This window comes from Geomicrobium sp. JCM 19055 (assembly GCF_000698185.1).
GTDB lineage: Bacteria > Bacillota > Bacilli > Bacillales > Marinococcaceae > Geomicrobium_A > Geomicrobium_A sediminis.
Map to the genome: position 1 here is coordinate 45818 of NZ_BAXL01000020.1, position 16744 is coordinate 62561.

Below are 16744 nucleotides of genomic sequence, written 5' to 3' on the forward strand. Positions count from 1 at the left end.
GTGTAAAGAGGAGCTATGAAAATGAAGCGTGTATACAGTGACGTCATTCAGTTTCGAGGAAATCATTATGACTTCGGCGTAATGCAAGGTGAGCGCTTAATAGAATCGTTAACGTTGAGAAATCGCGAGAATCAATGGAAAGTTCGCCAGCCTCGTTTTCAAATCGATGTAGATGAAGCCAAGGCGATGTTTCAACAACTTGCACCGCAAATCTGGGAAGAATTACGAGGATTACAAGATTCACTTCAATGGTCGATTGATAAAGTATTGCAAGAGTTCGGGGGCTTCCGTGTGAACGGAGACCGCTCTGGTTGTTCTGTCATGTCAGGTGAAGGGTATTTCGTGCGCAACTACGATTATCATCCGAAAACGTATGATGGAAGGTATGTGTTATATGCCCCAAACGATAGAGGATATGCAACGATTGGACCTAGTCAACGAATTACCGGTCGAATGGACGGTTTAAATGAGCAAGGGCTGGCGATTGGGTACAACTTAACGAACCGGCGAAAACCTGGAGATGGGTTCATTTGTACAATGATTGGCAGGCTAATGCTTGAGACGTGCGCGGATGTGACAGAGGCTGTTGAGCTATTAAAAGAAATTCCACATCGCCATTCATTTAGTTACATCGTCTATGACCAAACTGATGGTATGGTCGTTGTAGAAAGCTCTCCTCGTGGTGTGAATGCAAGGTCAGCGGACGCATGTACGAATCATTTCGAGATTCAAACGAAAGAAAATCGTTTCAACTTGGACGACTCCATGCGCCGATTAGATCTTATGAAAAACTCAGGTGTAAACTCGCCAAAAGAAGCGTATCAGCTCTTAAATAACCCAGAAGAAGATGTATTCTCACTCAAGTATACGAGTTGGTCAGGAACGATCCACACGTCATTGTATGAGCCAGAGAAAATGAGAGCAAGCATCGGAATTGGTGGGAATCAAAAACCGTATTCGTTTGATTTTCAAGATTGGTTGGAAGGAAATGACCTTACTCTTGCAAAGCTTGAAGGAGTTGTAGATACCGATCTTCCTTTTGTTCATATGGACGAGCGTGCGGATTGGTTTCAACGAAAGGATTGATCAGCATGATTGAAGTGAAAGAACTTCGTAAGTCATTTAAGTCATTTGAAGCCGTTAAAGGAAGTAGTTTCACAGTAGAAGAAGGAGAGATCTTCGGGTTTCTCGGACCAAATGGGGCTGGGAAAAGCACGACGATTAATATCCTCTCAACCATGTTAAAACTAACGAGCGGTGAAGTGAAAATTAATGGCTACGATGTAACGAAACAAAAGAATAAAGTGCGAGAAAGTATCGGCATTATTTTTCAAGAGAACACGTTAGATGAGAAGTTAACCGCAAAAGAGAACTTAATGCTGCATTGCAAACTGTACCGGGTACCGAAGAAATCACGTAAAGCGCGGATTGATGAAGTGCTGGCCATCGTTGATTTAACCGACAACCTCAATCAAACAGTGGAGAAGTTCTCAGGAGGAATGAAGCGCCGTTTAGAAATTGCTCGTGGGCTTCTTCATTACCCAAAAGTATTGTTCCTTGATGAACCATCTGTGGGACTTGATCCTCAGACGAGAGCACACATTTGGGAGTACATTTTGAAGCTGAAAGAAAAAGAGAACATGACAATGTTCTTGACGACACATTACTTAGATGAAGCAGAAATTAGTGACAGAATTGCAATTATGGACCACGGAGAGATTATTGCTCTTGATACGCCAAAACGTCTAAAAGCACAACTTGGCGGTGACGTCATTGAGCTACAAACGACAGACAATCAAGCAGCATTAGAAGAAATCAATGATAAGTTCTCAGTGATTGAAGCAACACTTCATGAAGAAGGGATTACGTTAAAAGTCAAAAATAGTGATGAGTTTGTTTCAACGTTTATGAAACAACTAGAAACCCCCGTTACAGGACTTGATATTCGAAAACCGACATTAAATGATGTATTCCTTTCGATGACAGGAAGAGAAATCCGTGATTAAGGGGGTAGCGTGATGGAAGGCATGATTGCCATTTGGCAACGAGACGTCATGAAGTTTTTTTTAAAGATCGTGCTCGCTTATTCGGCTCAATGACGATGCCGATTTTGTTATTGATTGTGTTTGGCGTCGGTATGGGCGGATCGATGGAATCGTTAATGCAGAACGTTGCAGGTGGCGATTTAGATTTTAACTACGTAGCGTTTATTTTTCCTGGTATCGTTTCAATGACGCTGTTAATGACGTCAGTATTCTCGTCACTGTCTATTATTCAAGATCGTGACTTTGGCTATATGCGGGAGATTCTCGTTTCTCCAGTTTCAAGAGTGAGTATTGCACTTGGGAAAATGTTAGGTTCAGCTACGGTCGCAGTTATGCAAGGGTTATTGTTGTTTTTATTAATGCCGGTTTTAGGAGTTACAATTGATCTTGTTTCCTTCTTCGTGTTGTTACCGGTGATGTTCTTACTTGCATGTGCATTCGCTTCGCTTGGGTTATTAATTGCCAGTGTTATTTCATCTACTCAGGCGTTCCAACTCGTAGTGAATGCCATCGTTATGCCGATGATTTTCTTATCGGGGGCATTGTTCCCGCTCAACAATATGCCAGCTTGGATTGATGTACTCGTCACATTAAATCCAGTTACTTATGGCGTTGATTTAATGAAACATATTATGATTGATGTTGATCAATTAAGTCGAGAAGTGTACGTAGAAATGGGACTCGATTTAGACTTTTTTTGGAATACCGGTAACACCATTAGGTGAAGTGCTGTTTATTATCGGTTTTACGGCAGTTTTAATTGTTCTCGCTACGCTAAGTTTCTCACGTGCGAATCGTTAGAAAGGAAGATTAACTGACATGCGAGGAATTGCATTATTACTCAGCGCGTTAATGCTGCTTACTGGATGTGCATTACCAGGGCACAATCGGCGCTGATGGATTTTCAAATGAAGTAATCGGGTGGTTACTCTTAGGCACAGGAATTGCGTACCTTATTTACTTAATGGTTACGCTCATTTTGTTGCGTAAATCACCGAATGTGGACGCTCAAGAAGGAGCGTTAACGAATCCGTATATTTATGGACTCGTCGTTCAGCGGAAGCCGTTGTTTTCAGCGACGGTTCAAGATGCATTGTTGTTTGATTTATGCAGGAAAGGAACAGTACAAAAGGACGGTGACACGTACCATCTCGTTGCAGAAGATCAACTAGAGTCGTACGAAATTCCATTTGCATCATTATGGTTTAAGGGTGGGGAGTCGTTTACTCCGAAAACAAAGGGTGCATCGCTTCGCAATAACGACCGTGTAAAGCGTGAATTTAGACAGCGGTTGTTACAAGAAGGAAAAGCATATCAAGAAGCGATTCTTCGGCTCGGGTACTTTCGACGGCAGTCGGGCTATACCGTGTTTCATACGATCTTCTTATTGTTGTTAGCAAGCTGTGGTGTTGTCTTTATGTTTGCTGAAAGCAACTGGTTTATTGGTGCAGGTGTGCTGTATATATTCATAGCAGTCATCACATGGTCATATGTCATCCAACAAAATATCCTCACACAGCGTGGACAAAAAGCATACAGCCAAGCCAAACAAGTGCAACAACAGTTAAAGACAGGAACATATTCAAAGACGCAAGATGAAGCGGTGATCGTTTTTGCAAAAGTAACAGGCCTTTCTCACCACATTCAGACAGAAACGGAATTCGCAGAAATCGAAGCCATCTACAAATCAATACTCAAATAACAAAACCAGCGGGGACAGTCCCCCGCTGGTTTAACGTGTGAAAGCGAATAATACAAGTAGCGCACCTATACTAAAAGGAAGAATTCCAAGAAGTCCAAAGAATGACCCCCCTAAGTAACCGTAAAAGATCATAGCAAACGGAATAAGTAAAATAAAAGTTGAGCGCTTTTCACTTTTGAAAGCATCGAGTTCATCCCAACGGAATTGATATAAATAACGATGTTCTAAGCTATGAGCAATGCAACCACGCACCATAAACAGCATCAATAGTGATACGCCGATCGTAATGGCAATACGAGGCCCTGTCGGAAGTAGAAGCATCGCATTAGCAGGAAGCATCGTCATCCCGATATAAAGTCGTCGTTGATGGGGCGTGCGTAAAAACCGTTTGATCGATACTTCAGCAAGTCTCTTTGAAGCTCCCTCTGATCGGAAGATAAACTGAGAATGACGAAACAAAACCCACGGTCTCTTTCGTTCAAACAAAGGCTTCGGTTCCGTTTGACCACCTATGCGCATTACTTGATCGAGTGCCATATACCGTGCTTCGTTCTCTTTTGCGACGTGTAATGAGAAGTGACTGCTCCGTGTGATACGATCATGTCGGAGGATCGCATACATGATAAATAAAAGCAATCCTACCAGGCTAATCGCCACTGTATGGGTAGAAATGAATTGAAACAACGTCATATAACCAAAGATAACGATGATAAGTGCTGTGTACCAAAGAATGGATCGAAGTGGTTGACGAAGCAGTTCAAACGTTCTTCGTTCTGCAATCCGTAAGCTTTGTTTTAACAATACCGTAAGTACATATAAGAGCAAAAGTTCAATGAGATCAAGCTGATAAACTCCATTAAAAAAAGGGTAATGCGAGAAAGAATACAATCGCAATTCTTAAACTGTCTCGAAATAATGAAATGTTTAAGCCGAAGCGCCTTATTGAACGCATCCAGTCGGTTTGTTGATGCAAAAACAATTGATCGGCTTCCCGGTAATAATAACGCAACTGTCCAGGAAGGATTGCGAAGAAAATAAAGAACGCTAATATCGCTGGAGGAATTGCGCGCATCCACGGTACTGGTTCGAACAAGTTGTCGTAAAATAAAAAAACCTCCGATCACTAGTCCAGGAACAACCATATACAACATGACAGTCCAATCATAGACAAGCTTCCACAGCTGTTTTTTTTCTTGCCATTCGGTTTTTATACGTTGGGTTACTAGTGATTTAGGCGTCATGTGGTTTCGTCCTCGTTAACGCATCAAAACAATCAAACAGCGTCGCTTCAGGAAGGTTTGCGGTCTCTTGGATCACACGTAAGTCACCATGAGCGAGAACACTCCCTTTATGGATGAGAATAAAGCGATCACACACCCGTTCTGCCGTATCAAGAACGTGAGTAGACATAATAACTCCGCGCCTCGCTGACGCTCTTCTTGTAAGATTTCGAGTAAGACACGTGTCGCTCTTGGATCGAGCCCAATAAATGGTTCATCAAAGATGTATAAGTTAGGACGAATGGTTAACGCAATAATGATCATCGCTTTTTGTTGCATTCCTTTAGAAAAGCTCTCAACAAAGTGGTGCTTCACGTCACTCATTTCAAAAAGCTCAATATAACGTTCCGCTGATTCTCTTGTCTTTTTTTCATCAAGCTCGAAGGAGCTACAAGCAACGGTAATATGTTCATAAAATGTGAGCTCTTTATAGTAGATTGGTTGTTCAGGTACATACGCGTATCGTGAATGTCCGTCTTCCCAATAAATCGCCCCCTCTTTCGCTTTAAGAAGGCCAATCATCGCTTTAATCGATGTGCTTTTCCCCGCCCCGTTTGGACCAATAACCCCGATCTGTTCACCTTTATGAACTTCAAAGGTGACGTCATCAACAATACTTTTCCCCGTTTCATAACCGGCCTTTTTTTACGACTGCTGTAGCAATTTTCATAGTTTCTCCTCCTAAAAAGGCATCATTTATAGTTTCGGAAAATTCTCTTTAAAGTTTTAGAAGTTTCAATTGAGGTAATGAAAAAGTAGTGAGATAATTTAGCAAAACCGTTGTGAGGTGGCGATAAAGTGAAAAAGCTCATGAATAATTCTACTAAAATTGTTAGTCAGTTTCTAGATGGATTAGTGGCAGCACATGGAAATCTTGTAGAACGTCTCGACGGAACTGAAGTGATCGTTCGAAAAGAGATGATACCGAATAAAGTAGGGCTGATTAGTGGTGGGGGAGTGGCCATGAACCTGCACATGCCGGTTATGTCGGGGCTGGAATGCTTGATGCAGCGATTGCAGGAGAAGTGTTCACTTCACCAGGCGCAGATCAATTCTTAGCTGCAATCCAAGCAGCAGATCAAGGGAGTGGTGTTCTACTCATCATCAAAAATTACAACGGTGATGTAATGAACGCCGAGATGGCGATGGAAATGGCAGAAGCGGAAGGCATTGAACGGCGATGGTCGTCGTGAATGATGATATCGCTGTTGATGACGTTGAGAACCGAAGAGGCATTGCTGGTACTGTGTTGGTCCACAAAGTTGCTGGAGCAAAAGCCGAGCAATCGGCATCACTTCAAGAAGTTAAAGATGTGGCAGAGCGTGCCATCTCGAACTTGCGAAGCATGAGTGTTGCGCTTCAAGCGTGTACATTACCGTCAGCTTCGAAACCGAGTTTTTCATTATCTGAAACACAAATGGAAGTCGGCATTGGGATCCATGGTGAACAAGATGAGTCGTGAAGACGTTTTGCCGTCGTATGAAATCGCTCAGCTACTCGTGTCACACCTTGAGAAAGAAATCGATCTAACGAAGCCGTTATATGTTCTCGTAAATGGGATGGGCAGTACCCCATTGCTCGAACAATACGTCTTTGCGAACGACACGTTAGCGATTCTTAAAAAGAAAGATGTTCATGTAGAAAAAACGCTCGTAGGTGATTACATGACAAGCTTGGATATGGCCGGCATTTCCCTTACGATGCTTGCGATTGATGATGAGCTACTCTCGCTACTACAAGCAAATGCAACGACGATTCAATGGACGGAGGTTTCACAGTGAACAGTCATCAAGTACAGCAATGGATGGAAGCAACGCTTTCACTCATAAAAGAAAATGAAGAAACATTGTCAGAGCTCGATCAAACGATCGGTGATGGCGATCATGGTGTAAATATGGTTCGAGGTTTTCAAGCAGTCGTTGATGAATTTCCTAATTGGGAACAAGAAAACCTGTCGACCATCATGCAGAAAATCGGAATGACGTTATTGTCCAAAGTTGGTGGCGCGTCAGGTCCGTTATTTGGCACAGGTTTTATGCGTCTTGGTGTTGCCTTCAAATCTGAAGAAGGTACGTGGGCAGAAGGTTTAACAAAAGCAGCAGAAGGTATTGCCCAGCGTGGGAAAACTTCTGTTGGCGATGCGACATTGTTAGACGTTTGGGACCCGGTAGCGAAAGTGGTACAAGCGAAAGGGACCGACTGGGCAGAAGTAGAGCGAGCTGCACAAGATGGAATGAACAATACGAAACAACTAGAAACGAAACGAGGACGTGGAGCGCTCCTTAAAGAAAGATCTGTCGGACACCTCGATCCAGGAGCGGTTTCAAGTTATTATCTTTTCCATGCACTCGTACAAACGATGAAAAAGGGTGAAAGCTAATGTCATCAGTATCGATCCTTCTCATTTCACACGTTCGTGAACTAGCAGTAGGAGCAAAGCGATTGTTGCAACAAGGCAATGATCAAGTGACAATTATAACGACCGGCGGACTAGAGAACGACGAAATCGGAACGAGCATTGACCAAATGCAACAAGCATTAGATGAGCTGCCACAAGAAGACGAGGTACTCATCTTCTATGACATCGGCAGCGCGAAAATGAATGCGGAAATGCTCATTGAAATGAATCCAGATCGTACGATTTCGATTACGGATGCCCCGTTAATTGAAGGGGGCTACGTTGCAGTGATGATGGCAGGACTTGGAGATAACCTCGATACTGTACGTCAAAAGGCAGAAAACAGCTATCACAAATCTAGATAATAAAAGACGTCCTGCGAAGCATTTGCTTTGCAGGACGTCTTTTGTTGTGGCAATGACGCCCTTGAGATCTAGCTCCGCACCGCTATCCCGGTTGTTCACATTCATTGGTTACATTACAGGAGATCGTTATGACTGGGAGTGTTCTTCGTCATCTTCGAGATCGTCTTTTGTAATGAGGACCGTTTCGATTCGTTTATCATCGATTGATAGAATCTCAAATGTTAGTTCTTCGTGGTAGAGAGACTCACCAACTTCAGGTACATAGCCGAGTTTGTTTAAAATGAAACCAGCTAAGTTGTCTTCAGCTTCTGGGATGTTCGTATTGAATGCATTGTTTAATCGGCGTAGTGTAATTTTGCCGTCACAGACGATTTCATGCTCGGTTTGATTTCCGATCAATTTATCATCAAGATCTGTCTCATCTTCAATATCTTGTCCAATCATCGTTTCAATTAAGTCCTCATGAGTAATGATTCCTTCAGTTCCACCGTACTCATCATGTACGATTGCAAAGTGTTTCTTTTCTTGTAGCATTTGTTTGAACACCCATTGAACTGGTTGGAATTCATAGACGTAGAGAGGGTTAAGGTCTGAAAAGTCTTTAATTAACTTATCAGGTTCAAGTGTCCACCCAACGAAAAATTTCGTATGAAAGACACCAACGATATGGTCCAAATCACCATCGTAAATCGGATAGCGACTGAATTGATTTTCGTTCAATATACTTCGTGCGGTTTCGAAATCTGTATCTGCTGGAATCCCTTGAATGTGAATTCGAGGGGTTTGCATGACATCCGCGACGTTTAACGTCTCAAAGTCGAGCATACCTTTTAGGCGATGCATTTCGTCATGTTTAAACGTTCCTTCGTCATGACCGATATCAACCATCGTACGCATCTCTTCCTTTGAGAAGCTCGCTTGGTTATCGTCGTCTCGTCCGAGCATTTTTATGACAACTCTCGTTAAGGCATTGAGGAAAATTGTAAAAGGCTTTAAGAGGATAAGCATAATGCGTGTAATTGGATAGACGACATACGCTAGGCGATCGGGATAGCGGCCGCAACCGATTTCGGAAGAACCTCTGCAAAGATAATAATAAGTACGGTGAGTATGGCTGTTGAAATACCAACGTTCCATCCGTATTCTAATGCCACAATCGTTACGAGTGATGGCAAAATAATATTTGGGATGTTGTTCGCAATTAATATACCTGCAATAAATTCTTCTGTATTTTTAACAGTTTTCAATAAACGTTGTGACTTTTTGTCACCGGCATCAGCTCGTGCTTGAATCTTAATTTTATTGGCGGCGGTGAGCGCCGTTTCGCTTCCTGAGAAAAAGCTTGAGGCGATAAACAATAGAATAATCGCTATAAAGTAAAACACTGGTTTCCTCCATCAACTCTTACTTGTATTCTTTAAGTAATGGTATAGTTTAGCGGGTCAGTTGTCAAAAAGAGAGATAATTATCCAGATGTTGGATGAGAATGAGGGTGGTGTTGAACATGCTAGAACAAAAAACAATACGACAACTAGCTACGATGCTAAATCAAGGTGATGTAACGAGTGCTGCGCTGGTTACGTATTATTTTGAACGCATTCAAACTTATGATCAGCATTTCCATTCCATTCTCCTCGTAAACCAAGAAGCAAAGGCTTTGGCAGCTCAACTTGATCAAGAACGTAAAAAAACAAGGGCGGCGTTCGATCTTGCATGGCATCCCTTTTATCGTAAAAGACAATATCGATGTGAAAGGTATGCCGACAACGGGAGGGTCGCCCTTATTGAAAAATCTTATAGCAAAGAGTGACGCGTGGATCATTCAACAACTCAAAAAAAGCTGGTGCAATTGTGATTGCGAAAGCTAATCTATCGGAGTTTGCAGCGTCTTATGGTCGTCTAGGGTACAGCTCATTAGGCGGATTAACGAGAAATCCTTTTCATGATGATTACAATGCTTCTGGGTCAAGCAGTGGGTCAGCCGTTGCAGTCACTCTTGATTTTGCTCCGTTTAGCCTTGGCACAGATACGTCAGGTTCAGTGCGTGGTCCTGCGAACAATGCCGGTTTGGTCGGTTTACGACCGACACACGGATTGTTTGAAATGACGGGTGTGATGCCGTCTGCTCTGTCTTTTGATACGCTCGGTTTCTTTACTCGAACGACTGATGATTTGAGTCTGCTTATGTCAGTAGTTAAGGAAGAAAAGTTAGCCTATCGGAAGACCGTTGCCAAAAAAACATTTACTTTTATTACGAATTATTCTGGTGACAATCAAGAAGTGGATGATACAATTTTTGATGCAATGCAACAGATTAGAGAAAAGGGTCATGATGTTGGTTCCTTTACGCTACCTAAAGAGGAAGAGAACGTGTGGGATTCGTTAATCGATAAGCATGATGCTGAAAGTAAACGAGATCTTGAGAGCTACTTAAATGAACGACAAGGCACACACCCTAAAACAATTAATCACCTGATAGAACGGTATGAACAGCAAGGGATTTCCATTAACCCTGCTCTCTTCAAGCTTTTCGACGGGTTGTAAAGATGGAAGCGTTTCGTAACACTTCTCAGTATGAAGAGATTATCTTAAAGCAGCAGCAAATTCGAGAGCGGTTGAATGAACAATTTGAACAAGGCATCGATGCTTTTCTGTTTCCGACGATGTTGACGCCAGCTACGCTCACATTTGATCATAAACATGCAAATCAGCCAAAGGAAAAGCGCGACCCATTTATCGCAAGTTACTTAGGTTCTTTCATTGGTTATCCAGAAATCACAATTCCTGTTGGGTTTAGTAAAGCAGGGTTGCCGATTGGTTTGTCGTTTTTAGGGAAAGCTCATTCAGAAGAAGAACTTGTATCGTATGCATCCATTGTCGAACATTCGAAACGATTTCTTCCAAAACAATAAAACCGAGATGCATTGCATCCCGGTTACAGCGTCAACATGAGAAGGTGTTCATCAAATGATTGACCTTCAACGGTTTTAATTGCATTCCGCTCAGTTCCATAAATCGTAAAGCCTAGCCGTTCATAAAAGCGTAACGTGTGAGGCTGATTCGCATTGATCGAGACGAGTACTTGTTCAATGGCAGGATGACTTTTGGCAATATCTATTGCACTTTGAACGAGTTTTGTGCCATAGCCTTGTCCTTCATTTGGGTGAGTGACATACACAGCCTGGTGTAGTGCTCGGTGACGACGCAGTTCATTATCACGTTGAATTGTAAGTGATGTGAACCCAATCAATTTCTGAGAACGGAACGCTCCTAATGTGTAGCGGTTATAATTACGTAAATCTAATTCAGCAGCATCTAGTGACTCAGGATCGTATGTTTTCGAACCAAAACTCGTTTGCATGGATTCAACGCGAAGGTTGTGGTACATGTCATCATAACGATGATCCAATTGAATAATCGACACAGATCTCACCTCGTTTCGTTTAATTGGCAAGTAGTGATTGATACTCTTTATTGCGCTCAAACTCAGCTTTTGCAAACGGGCAGAGCGGGATGATTTTTTTATTTTTATCTCGCATATCAGAGACAACTGAGGAAACGAGTTTGGCACCAAGTCCCTCTTGACGCTGTTCTTCTGCTACAAACGTATGGTCAATGATCACTCTCGTTTCGCCTGCTGAAACATAAGTGATTTCAGCGAGTAACGAACCGTCGTTACTTTCAATGTAATGGCGACCTTCTTCTTGTTTAATGTCCATAAGATCCTCCCTCTTTGCTTCTATTTAATTCTCAGCGAACGGTTAGTTTGCACGTTTTATTCACCGATATCCATGGATTACGTTAGTGTGTCAAAGAGCTCTTAAAGACTTTTTTTCGACAAGAACGAGGGAATTCCTTTTTTTAAAATTCTGTTAAAACCTGCTTTTTTTAAGCTTGGATTACGTATAATAAAGAAAGACAGAGGAGGAGATGAGTTGAAACATCAAAGCATTGCTGAGCAAGATCGTATACATACGCTAGACATCATTCGTGGGATCGCGATTCTAGGGATTGCGATGGCAAATATGATGCATTTCAAAACGTTAGCAGATTTAGATATGATGACGATGATCGAAGGGCGTGGGTTACCAGAAGCTACGCTTGACGCGTTGAGTTCATTGTTTATTACGTTCTTTGTAGAAGGTAAATTCTACCCGATGTTCTCATTATTATTTGGTTTAGGGTTTTATATTTTTTTATTCTAGAACATTAGAAAAGGACTTAAATGCAAATCGCCTTTTTTTCTAGACGACTAACGTTTTTAATTATTATCGGTTTGTTGCACCAATTCTTGTTCTGGCACGGTGACATCTTATTTACGTACGGTGTTACAGGGTTCTTACTGTTGCTCTTTATTTCGAGACAACCGAAAACGATATTGCTTTGGGCAACCTTAATGCTTGCTATAAGTAGTTTTTTTCTATGCAATCTTAACTGCCGGTATGGGGCTATTATTTGGTCTTGGAAAAGGAGCGCTTGCTAGTAAATATCAAGTTGGTAGCGATCAAGCCAATGAAGTGATGGCGAATGGAAATTATTTCGAAATTCTTCTTCATCGATTACCTGAATCGTTTCTTATGATTTTTAATGTCTTTATGGTCATTCCGACGATCTTACCGCTCTTTTTACTCGGGCTTTATTTCGGTAAGACAGGAATGTTCCATAACGTAGAAGAACATGTAGGGAAATGGAAGAAGATTTGTATTCACACAGCTTGGAGTGGGATTTTATTCTCTGTTTTAACGACTGCGTTGATTCATGATTTCTTCCCGATCCCACCAGGTGTCGGTTACGGGTTAGGTACCGGAATTCGCATGTTTACAGGTCCAGTATTGATGCTCTTCTTCGTATCAGCATTTGTATTATTGCTAAGAAAAGAATCACGTCAAGCAATGTTAAAACCAATTGCAGCAGTGGGCCGCATGGCGCTTACGAATTACTTGATGCAAACATTAATTTTTGTTTTCATCTTCCACGGTTACGGACTTGGTCTATTCAACCAAGTAGGAAGTTTTATTGGCCTTGTAATTTCAATTTCTGTTTTCGGTTTGCAAATTCTATTTAGTACACTTTACTTGAAGAAATTTAAGCAAGGGCCGATGGAAACGTTATGGCGGAAATGGACGTACAAGAACGCTTAACTTAATGAAACAAGAAGCCTGTTGGAGATCTTTCAACAGGTTTTTCTTTATGATCATTAAAATGATGCGAAAGATTGTGAGTGTGAAATATGAAAGAAAAAACCGTCGCAATTATCGGAGGAACGGATGCAACAACGTGTGATCTGTTGAATTGTGTACAACAGAGTGGAAAGGTTCTTGTCATTTCAGAGAGGAACATAATCGAAGAAGAGGGTGGACGCATCACATGGCGCAAAACGAATGTGTTTTCCTTAACCGATCTGAAGCGTGCATTAAAAGGCGTTGATGTTGTTGTGTTCGTAAATCAATGGGAGAGACCGACTGCTCGGTTAATCCAAGCTGAGAATGAAGATTTAAATGTAATGCTTGTTGACAACATAGCGCAGGCAGCTGTGTTAAATGGGGTTGATCAAATCGTTTGCGTCAGTGGGGATCGTCAAGGACAAGAAATCGAGCATGTGCTAATGTCGTATGGAATTGAGGTGACGACTGTACAAGCTGGACGGCTCGTTGGCGCAAAGAAGAGAAAACATCCAAGTCGTAAAGAACTCGTTTATAAAGAAGTTATGATTGAGACGAACCTAGAGAGACAAAAGCGCTCGAAAAGCACTCGTCATCTTAAGAAGATGTGGGTTCGGGTTACGACAAACACGGCAAGTGCATCGCCAGAACCAATCATCAGCACCCTCGTTCATTCACTGCTGTCACAACCCGTACGGTTAGCACAATTGATTGACATGTCTTTGTCTAATGTAGCAACGAAGAAGCAAATTGCGAAGCAGGCGATCACCTATCAAAAATCCGATGTGTGTTCAATTCAACGAATTCAGTTACCAGAACATCGCGATGCATCATGGGCTGCAAATCGATACATCGACTGGTTAGAAGAGGTCGGAAGCCCATTTTTAAGAACAATGACGAGTAAAAACAAAGAGACGACCATCTATTTGTTTCGTATTCCAGTGCTACGTTTCATGCACTCAGAAGAGGATAGTGATAACGGTAGAATGGTGTTCCACATTAGCGGCGGACTGTTCGCTAAAACGCAAAACATGGGCTATATAGAATTTAGACAAGTCATCAATCATCAGACGTGCATCATTGCCATTCAAGAGTATGAACCTAGTCTTCCATGGTTCCTCTATGTTCGAATACAAGCGACTGCCCATGAAGTTGTTATGGCGTTATTTCGGATGCACGTCCAAAAACAAAAATAACAATTGCTAAAAATGAAAGCGACGAACGATTTCATTTTTCATAGACTTGTTTGCAAATAAGACCATGCCGATCAATGTAAGTAGCGCATATAGTCCGGTCATCGCACTTGGCCATAGTACATATGACAATGAACTGACAAACAGTATGACGGGTAAAAACCCTAAAACGACCATCGTTAACATATAGCCAAGGTATTCGCGCCACTTCATTGGCTTTCTTAACACGACGAGAGTAACGAGTAGTGTCGATAACGTAACGAGAAAGGGAATAACGTAATGAATTGACCAACGGGAATTGCCTGATGCAGCGTCTAAAACGACGAGCATGGCAGATAAAGCGATCACTTGAAAGATTAATTTGGAACCAACGTGCGCCCTAGAAAGAATCGTATGATTGATCAGTAGAACAACGTAGACGACAGGTCCGATAATGTAAAACACCCAAAGTTCATCAGGTGTGGTTAATAAGTTAATCAGAATGCACGTACTAATAATAAAAATTGCGATAAAGAGTACAATTCGTTGTGCGAAACTACGTCGGGCAAGGTTCGATACGTAAACGGGATAGCTTGGTATTGCTTCATGCTCTGACGAGAGCTGTCGTTTGCAAAGCGGACAACTTTGTTGCGTTGTATAAATGTTGCAATTGGAGCAATGATGTTCCATCGAATCACCTGCCATCGTTGGAATACACGTGAACGTTTAAGTTGTGCGTTTGTGTTAATTCTTGAAAAAAGGCGCGAATAAGATCGGCTTCTTTAATGGTGCGCGCAAATGAAATGACGAGTTCGTCGTTGATGGCAACCATTCCTCCGTTTATCGGACTTTTTCTCGTTGGATACATGACCATTTCCATATGTTCTACGTATTTTTGCATACTTTTAGGAAGCTCAATTCTTCCAATGTTCGTTAATGTCATCGATTTTGTGCGTTCTCCATAACTTTTATAACCATAACGAATCGCATGATACTTCAAGAAAATCGGGATAAAGCGTGCAGCTAACATCGTTTGCCATTGAACGTGATGGTTTAAACTTTGTTGTAGCGATTCTTTGCGTGCTTTGGTTTGTAATTGTGAAGTGATGCCTCGATGATTTCTTCAATTGTCATTCGATCGTGTACGCGCATTCCGACATTGACGACTGCAAAAAAGTTTCGCAACGTTTTTGAAGGGAAAAAGCTTCGTAAATTGACCGGAATGGCAATTTTGATTTCTTCTTTACGAAATCGATAATTCAATTTTTCTTTGTAGATGGCATGAATCATGACGGCAGTAAGGAAAGCCGTAACGGTAGTACCGTAGGATTTGGCGAGCTGATGAACATCACTCGCACATAGCTTTCCGTGAACGACAATGGTCTCCTCAATGTGCTCGCCGCGGATTTGATAAGCATGCGTTTCCTTTGGTTTTTTACCTTTATCTTTCGTGACGTAATTTTGATAACTATCATCGATTTCATAATGACTTGGTTCATCTTCGATATCGAGAAGGGTTCCATCATGTTCTACCGTTTCTCCTGAATGAATCAAGTAATAGTAGACGAGCGCTTTTATGAATTCTAAAGCTCCAGTTCCGTCCGTCATTGAATGGAAGAACTCGACGGCAAGTCGTTTATTGTAATAAACCACTCGAAGTAAGTATCCATTCGTTTCAATCGGATCAATCGGTGCACATGGGTATCTCTTTTCCCGTTGAACGAGTAATTTCTGATCGTTCTCAACGAGGAAGTCCCAAAACAACCCTTTACCTAACTTGACCGCAAACATTGGCAGGCGTTTCATGACGTCATCAAGTGCACGTTGCAAATGTGTGGCATTAACGTCGCTGGTCATAATCATAGAAATCCGGAAGACCGAAGAGTTGGCTTGCTCGGACACAGCATGAAACATCTTGCCAGCGTTATCTATTTTGTACCATTGATTCATAGAAGAAGCCCCTCTACACAACCTTTATTGCTATCATAGCATTACCATATGGGTCGTTTCATTTGCATTTTTATTAAAAAAACTCTGGAGATCGATTACTTGCGTGCATCTATACTACCAGAAAAAGAGGAGAGATGGGATTGTTAACGATCGGTAATCTGTCAAAGAAAACGGGTGTGACCGTTCGTACACTCGGCTATTACGACCAAATTGGGTTACTTGCACCTGCTTCTAGAACCGAAGGGGGACATCGGCTTTATGATGCGGCTCAAATTATAAGGCTTGAACAAATTGTCTCGTTAAAATATCTCGGTTTCTCATTAGATGAGATCAAGCTCATGATCGATGATGGGACAGAATCGATTTACAATTCATTAGAAAAGCAGCTTCAGCTCGTGCGTGAACAAAAGGCAGAATTGCAACGGGTTGAACAGGCGCTAGAGAGTATGCATCATTCCATTCGTACAGACGAAGAAATGAACTGGGCTTTGCTGTTTCAAGTCATGAGGTTATTTCAACAAGATCAACGAGAGTTGAAACAACGATTAGATCGCTACCTAAATGAAGAGCAAAAACAACATATGTTAACGGCGAACTTGGACAACGAGCAGCGAGCGGAGTGGTTGGCGCTCATAGCAGATGTAAAAAAAACACGTAAATGAACCACCTC

21 protein-coding genes and 3 pseudogenes are annotated in these 16744 nt (G+C 41.9%); 14 read left to right on the plus strand and 10 right to left on the minus strand.

The features are described from left to right. The first annotated feature begins 21 nt into the window (after nt 1-21). From JCM19055_RS16975 to JCM19055_RS16990, 4 genes are all read left to right on the plus strand, one after another. A complete protein-coding gene (locus JCM19055_RS16975) occupies nt 22-1086 on the plus strand; it encodes a C45 family autoproteolytic acyltransferase/hydolase (RefSeq protein ID WP_042360571.1) in 1065 nt (354 codons plus the stop codon). 5 nt (nt 1087-1091) lie between these two features. Next, nucleotides 1092-2006, plus strand: coding sequence for a daunorubicin resistance protein DrrA family ABC transporter ATP-binding protein (locus JCM19055_RS16980; RefSeq protein ID WP_042360613.1), 915 nt, complete (start codon nt 1092-1094; stop codon nt 2004-2006). 32 nt (nt 2007-2038) lie between these two features. Then, nucleotides 2039-2770, plus strand: a complete 732-nt coding sequence (locus JCM19055_RS16985; RefSeq protein WP_370543199.1) for an ABC transporter permease — start codon at nt 2039-2041, stop codon at nt 2768-2770. A 143-nt stretch (nt 2771-2913) separates the two neighbouring features. Next, nucleotides 2914-3747: a DUF2207 domain-containing protein gene (locus JCM19055_RS16990; protein ID WP_042360572.1), complete on the plus strand. Its 834-nt coding sequence runs from the start codon at nt 2914-2916 to the stop codon at nt 3745-3747. 30 nt (nt 3748-3777) lie between these two features. Here the strand turns inward: JCM19055_RS16990 and JCM19055_RS16995 are convergent, their stop codons facing one another. The 3 genes and pseudogenes from JCM19055_RS16995 to JCM19055_RS17005 all read right to left on the minus strand — a co-directional run bounded on the left by JCM19055_RS16995 (nt 3778) and on the right by JCM19055_RS17005 (nt 5642). Further along, nucleotides 3778-4641: an ABC transporter permease gene (locus JCM19055_RS16995; RefSeq protein ID WP_152549950.1), complete on the minus strand. Its 864-nt coding sequence runs from the start codon at nt 4639-4641 to the stop codon at nt 3778-3780. After that, nucleotides 4604-4843 (minus strand): annotated as a pseudogene (locus JCM19055_RS26635) (ABC transporter permease); the annotation flags it as partial. The gene JCM19055_RS16995 and the pseudogene JCM19055_RS26635, both read right to left, overlap by 38 nt. Before the next feature lie 217 nt (nt 4844-5060). Further along, nucleotides 5061-5642, minus strand: a complete 582-nt coding sequence (locus JCM19055_RS17005; protein ID WP_370543205.1) for an ATP-binding cassette domain-containing protein — start codon at nt 5640-5642, stop codon at nt 5061-5063. Between the two features lie 183 nt (nt 5643-5825). On the opposite strand from JCM19055_RS17005, the pseudogene dhaK reads away from it, so the two are divergent. From dhaK to dhaM, 3 genes and pseudogenes are all read left to right on the plus strand, one after another. Beyond that, nucleotides 5826-6808: pseudogene (dhaK, locus tag JCM19055_RS17010) on the plus strand (dihydroxyacetone kinase subunit DhaK). Then, nucleotides 6805-7407, plus strand: a complete 603-nt coding sequence (gene dhaL / locus JCM19055_RS17015) for a dihydroxyacetone kinase subunit DhaL (protein ID WP_052366475.1) — start codon at nt 6805-6807, stop codon at nt 7405-7407. Before dhaK ends, dhaL begins: the two are co-directional and overlap by 4 nt. Next, nucleotides 7407-7790, plus strand: a complete 384-nt coding sequence (dhaM, locus tag JCM19055_RS17020; RefSeq protein ID WP_042360576.1) for a dihydroxyacetone kinase phosphoryl donor subunit DhaM — start codon at nt 7407-7409, stop codon at nt 7788-7790. Before dhaL ends, dhaM begins: the two co-directional genes overlap by 1 nt. Before the next feature lie 126 nt (nt 7791-7916). Here dhaM and JCM19055_RS32130 read toward each other — a convergent pair whose 3' ends face one another. Further along, nucleotides 7917-8687, minus strand: a complete 771-nt coding sequence (locus tag JCM19055_RS32130; RefSeq protein WP_370543206.1) for a hemolysin family protein — start codon at nt 8685-8687, stop codon at nt 7917-7919. 6 nt (nt 8688-8693) lie between these two features. Further along, nucleotides 8694-9175 (minus strand): annotated as a pseudogene (locus JCM19055_RS32135) (CNNM domain-containing protein); the annotation flags it as partial. Between the two features lie 324 nt (nt 9176-9499). Here JCM19055_RS32135 and JCM19055_RS32140 point away from each other — a divergent pair. From JCM19055_RS32140 to JCM19055_RS17035, 3 genes are read left to right on the plus strand one after another with little or no spacing between them, the layout of a single operon-like run. Then, the gene (locus JCM19055_RS32140; protein ID WP_370543207.1) at nt 9500-9658 is read left to right on the plus strand and encodes an amidase family protein; all 159 of its coding nucleotides are present in this window, start codon (nt 9500-9502) and stop codon (nt 9656-9658) included. After that, complete coding sequence (locus tag JCM19055_RS17030) at nt 9597-10334, plus strand: amidase family protein (protein ID WP_052366477.1); 738 nt, start codon at nt 9597-9599, stop codon at nt 10332-10334. The genes JCM19055_RS32140 and JCM19055_RS17030 overlap by 62 nt, the downstream gene beginning before the upstream one ends. 2 nt (nt 10335-10336) lie before the next feature. Then, nucleotides 10337-10702 (plus strand): amidase family protein, encoded by a 366-nt coding sequence (locus tag JCM19055_RS17035; protein ID WP_042360577.1) that lies wholly within the window; start codon nt 10337-10339, stop codon nt 10700-10702. A gap of 23 nt (nt 10703-10725) precedes the next feature. Here JCM19055_RS17035 and JCM19055_RS17040 read toward each other — a convergent pair whose 3' ends face one another. Next, the gene (locus tag JCM19055_RS17040; RefSeq protein WP_042360578.1) at nt 10726-11214 is read right to left on the minus strand and encodes a GNAT family N-acetyltransferase; all 489 of its coding nucleotides are present in this window, start codon (nt 11212-11214) and stop codon (nt 10726-10728) included. A 19-nt stretch (nt 11215-11233) separates the two neighbouring features. After that, nucleotides 11234-11509: a GNAT family N-acetyltransferase gene (locus JCM19055_RS17045; protein ID WP_042360579.1), complete on the minus strand. Its 276-nt coding sequence runs from the start codon at nt 11507-11509 to the stop codon at nt 11234-11236. Between the two features lie 216 nt (nt 11510-11725). Here JCM19055_RS17045 and JCM19055_RS24495 point away from each other — a divergent pair, with 216 nt between their 5' ends. From JCM19055_RS24495 to JCM19055_RS17060, 3 genes are all read left to right on the plus strand, one after another. Further along, a complete protein-coding gene (locus JCM19055_RS24495; protein WP_052366478.1) occupies nt 11726-11995 on the plus strand; it encodes a hypothetical protein in 270 nt (89 codons plus the stop codon). 237 nt (nt 11996-12232) lie between these two features. Continuing rightward, a complete protein-coding gene (locus tag JCM19055_RS17055) occupies nt 12233-12931 on the plus strand; it encodes a DUF418 domain-containing protein (RefSeq protein WP_042360580.1) in 699 nt (232 codons plus the stop codon). A gap of 89 nt (nt 12932-13020) precedes the next feature. Further along, on the plus strand, nt 13021-14148 hold the full coding sequence (locus tag JCM19055_RS17060; protein ID WP_042360581.1) for a hypothetical protein: 1128 nt from the start codon (nt 13021-13023) through the stop codon (nt 14146-14148). 6 nt (nt 14149-14154) lie between these two features. Here the strand turns inward: JCM19055_RS17060 and JCM19055_RS17065 are convergent, their stop codons facing one another. Genes JCM19055_RS17065 through JCM19055_RS17070 form a run of 3 tightly spaced genes read right to left on the minus strand, consistent with a single transcriptional unit; the run spans nt 14155 to nt 16074 of the window. After that, nucleotides 14155-14829 (minus strand): DUF6320 domain-containing protein, encoded by a 675-nt coding sequence (locus JCM19055_RS17065; RefSeq protein WP_265182297.1) that lies wholly within the window; start codon nt 14827-14829, stop codon nt 14155-14157. Next, complete coding sequence (locus tag JCM19055_RS24500) at nt 14819-15154, minus strand: hypothetical protein (protein WP_052366479.1); 336 nt, start codon at nt 15152-15154, stop codon at nt 14819-14821. Before JCM19055_RS24500 ends, JCM19055_RS17065 begins: the two co-directional genes overlap by 11 nt. Nucleotides 15155-15177: 23 nt before the next feature. Continuing rightward, the gene (locus tag JCM19055_RS17070) at nt 15178-16074 is read right to left on the minus strand and encodes a hypothetical protein (protein ID WP_052366480.1); all 897 of its coding nucleotides are present in this window, start codon (nt 16072-16074) and stop codon (nt 15178-15180) included. Between the two features lie 140 nt (nt 16075-16214). Between JCM19055_RS17070 and JCM19055_RS17075 the strand changes: the two genes are divergently transcribed. Then, nucleotides 16215-16736: a MerR family transcriptional regulator gene (locus tag JCM19055_RS17075; protein WP_052366481.1), complete on the plus strand. Its 522-nt coding sequence runs from the start codon at nt 16215-16217 to the stop codon at nt 16734-16736. Nucleotides 16737-16744: the final 8 nt, after the last annotated feature.

What these genes read in the sequence shown, in the direction of transcription:
- JCM19055_RS24500 (WP_052366479.1), bottom strand. Translation starts at nt 15,154, where the DNA reads ATGTTAGCTGCACGCTTTATCCCGATTTTCTTGAAGTATCATGCGATT.
- JCM19055_RS17035 (WP_042360577.1), top strand. Translation starts at nt 10,337, where the DNA reads ATGGAAGCGTTTCGTAACACTTCTCAGTATGAAGAGATTATCTTAAAG.
- JCM19055_RS17070 (WP_052366480.1), bottom strand. Translation starts at nt 16,074, where the DNA reads ATGAATCAATGGTACAAAATAGATAACGCTGGCAAGATGTTTCATGCT.
- dhaM (WP_042360576.1), top strand. Translation starts at nt 7,407, where the DNA reads ATGTCATCAGTATCGATCCTTCTCATTTCACACGTTCGTGAACTAGCA.
- JCM19055_RS17055 (WP_042360580.1), top strand. Translation starts at nt 12,233, where the DNA reads ATGGGGCTATTATTTGGTCTTGGAAAAGGAGCGCTTGCTAGTAAATAT.
- JCM19055_RS17045 (WP_042360579.1), bottom strand. Translation starts at nt 11,509, where the DNA reads ATGGACATTAAACAAGAAGAAGGTCGCCATTACATTGAAAGTAACGAC.
- JCM19055_RS16980 (WP_042360613.1), top strand. Translation starts at nt 1,092, where the DNA reads ATGATTGAAGTGAAAGAACTTCGTAAGTCATTTAAGTCATTTGAAGCC.
- JCM19055_RS16975 (WP_042360571.1), top strand. Translation starts at nt 22, where the DNA reads ATGAAGCGTGTATACAGTGACGTCATTCAGTTTCGAGGAAATCATTAT.
- JCM19055_RS17065 (WP_265182297.1), bottom strand. Translation starts at nt 14,829, where the DNA reads ATGGCAGGTGATTCGATGGAACATCATTGCTCCAATTGCAACATTTAT.
- JCM19055_RS17060 (WP_042360581.1), top strand. Translation starts at nt 13,021, where the DNA reads ATGAAAGAAAAAACCGTCGCAATTATCGGAGGAACGGATGCAACAACG.
- JCM19055_RS32130 (WP_370543206.1), bottom strand. Translation starts at nt 8,687, where the DNA reads ATGCGTACGATGGTTGATATCGGTCATGACGAAGGAACGTTTAAACAT.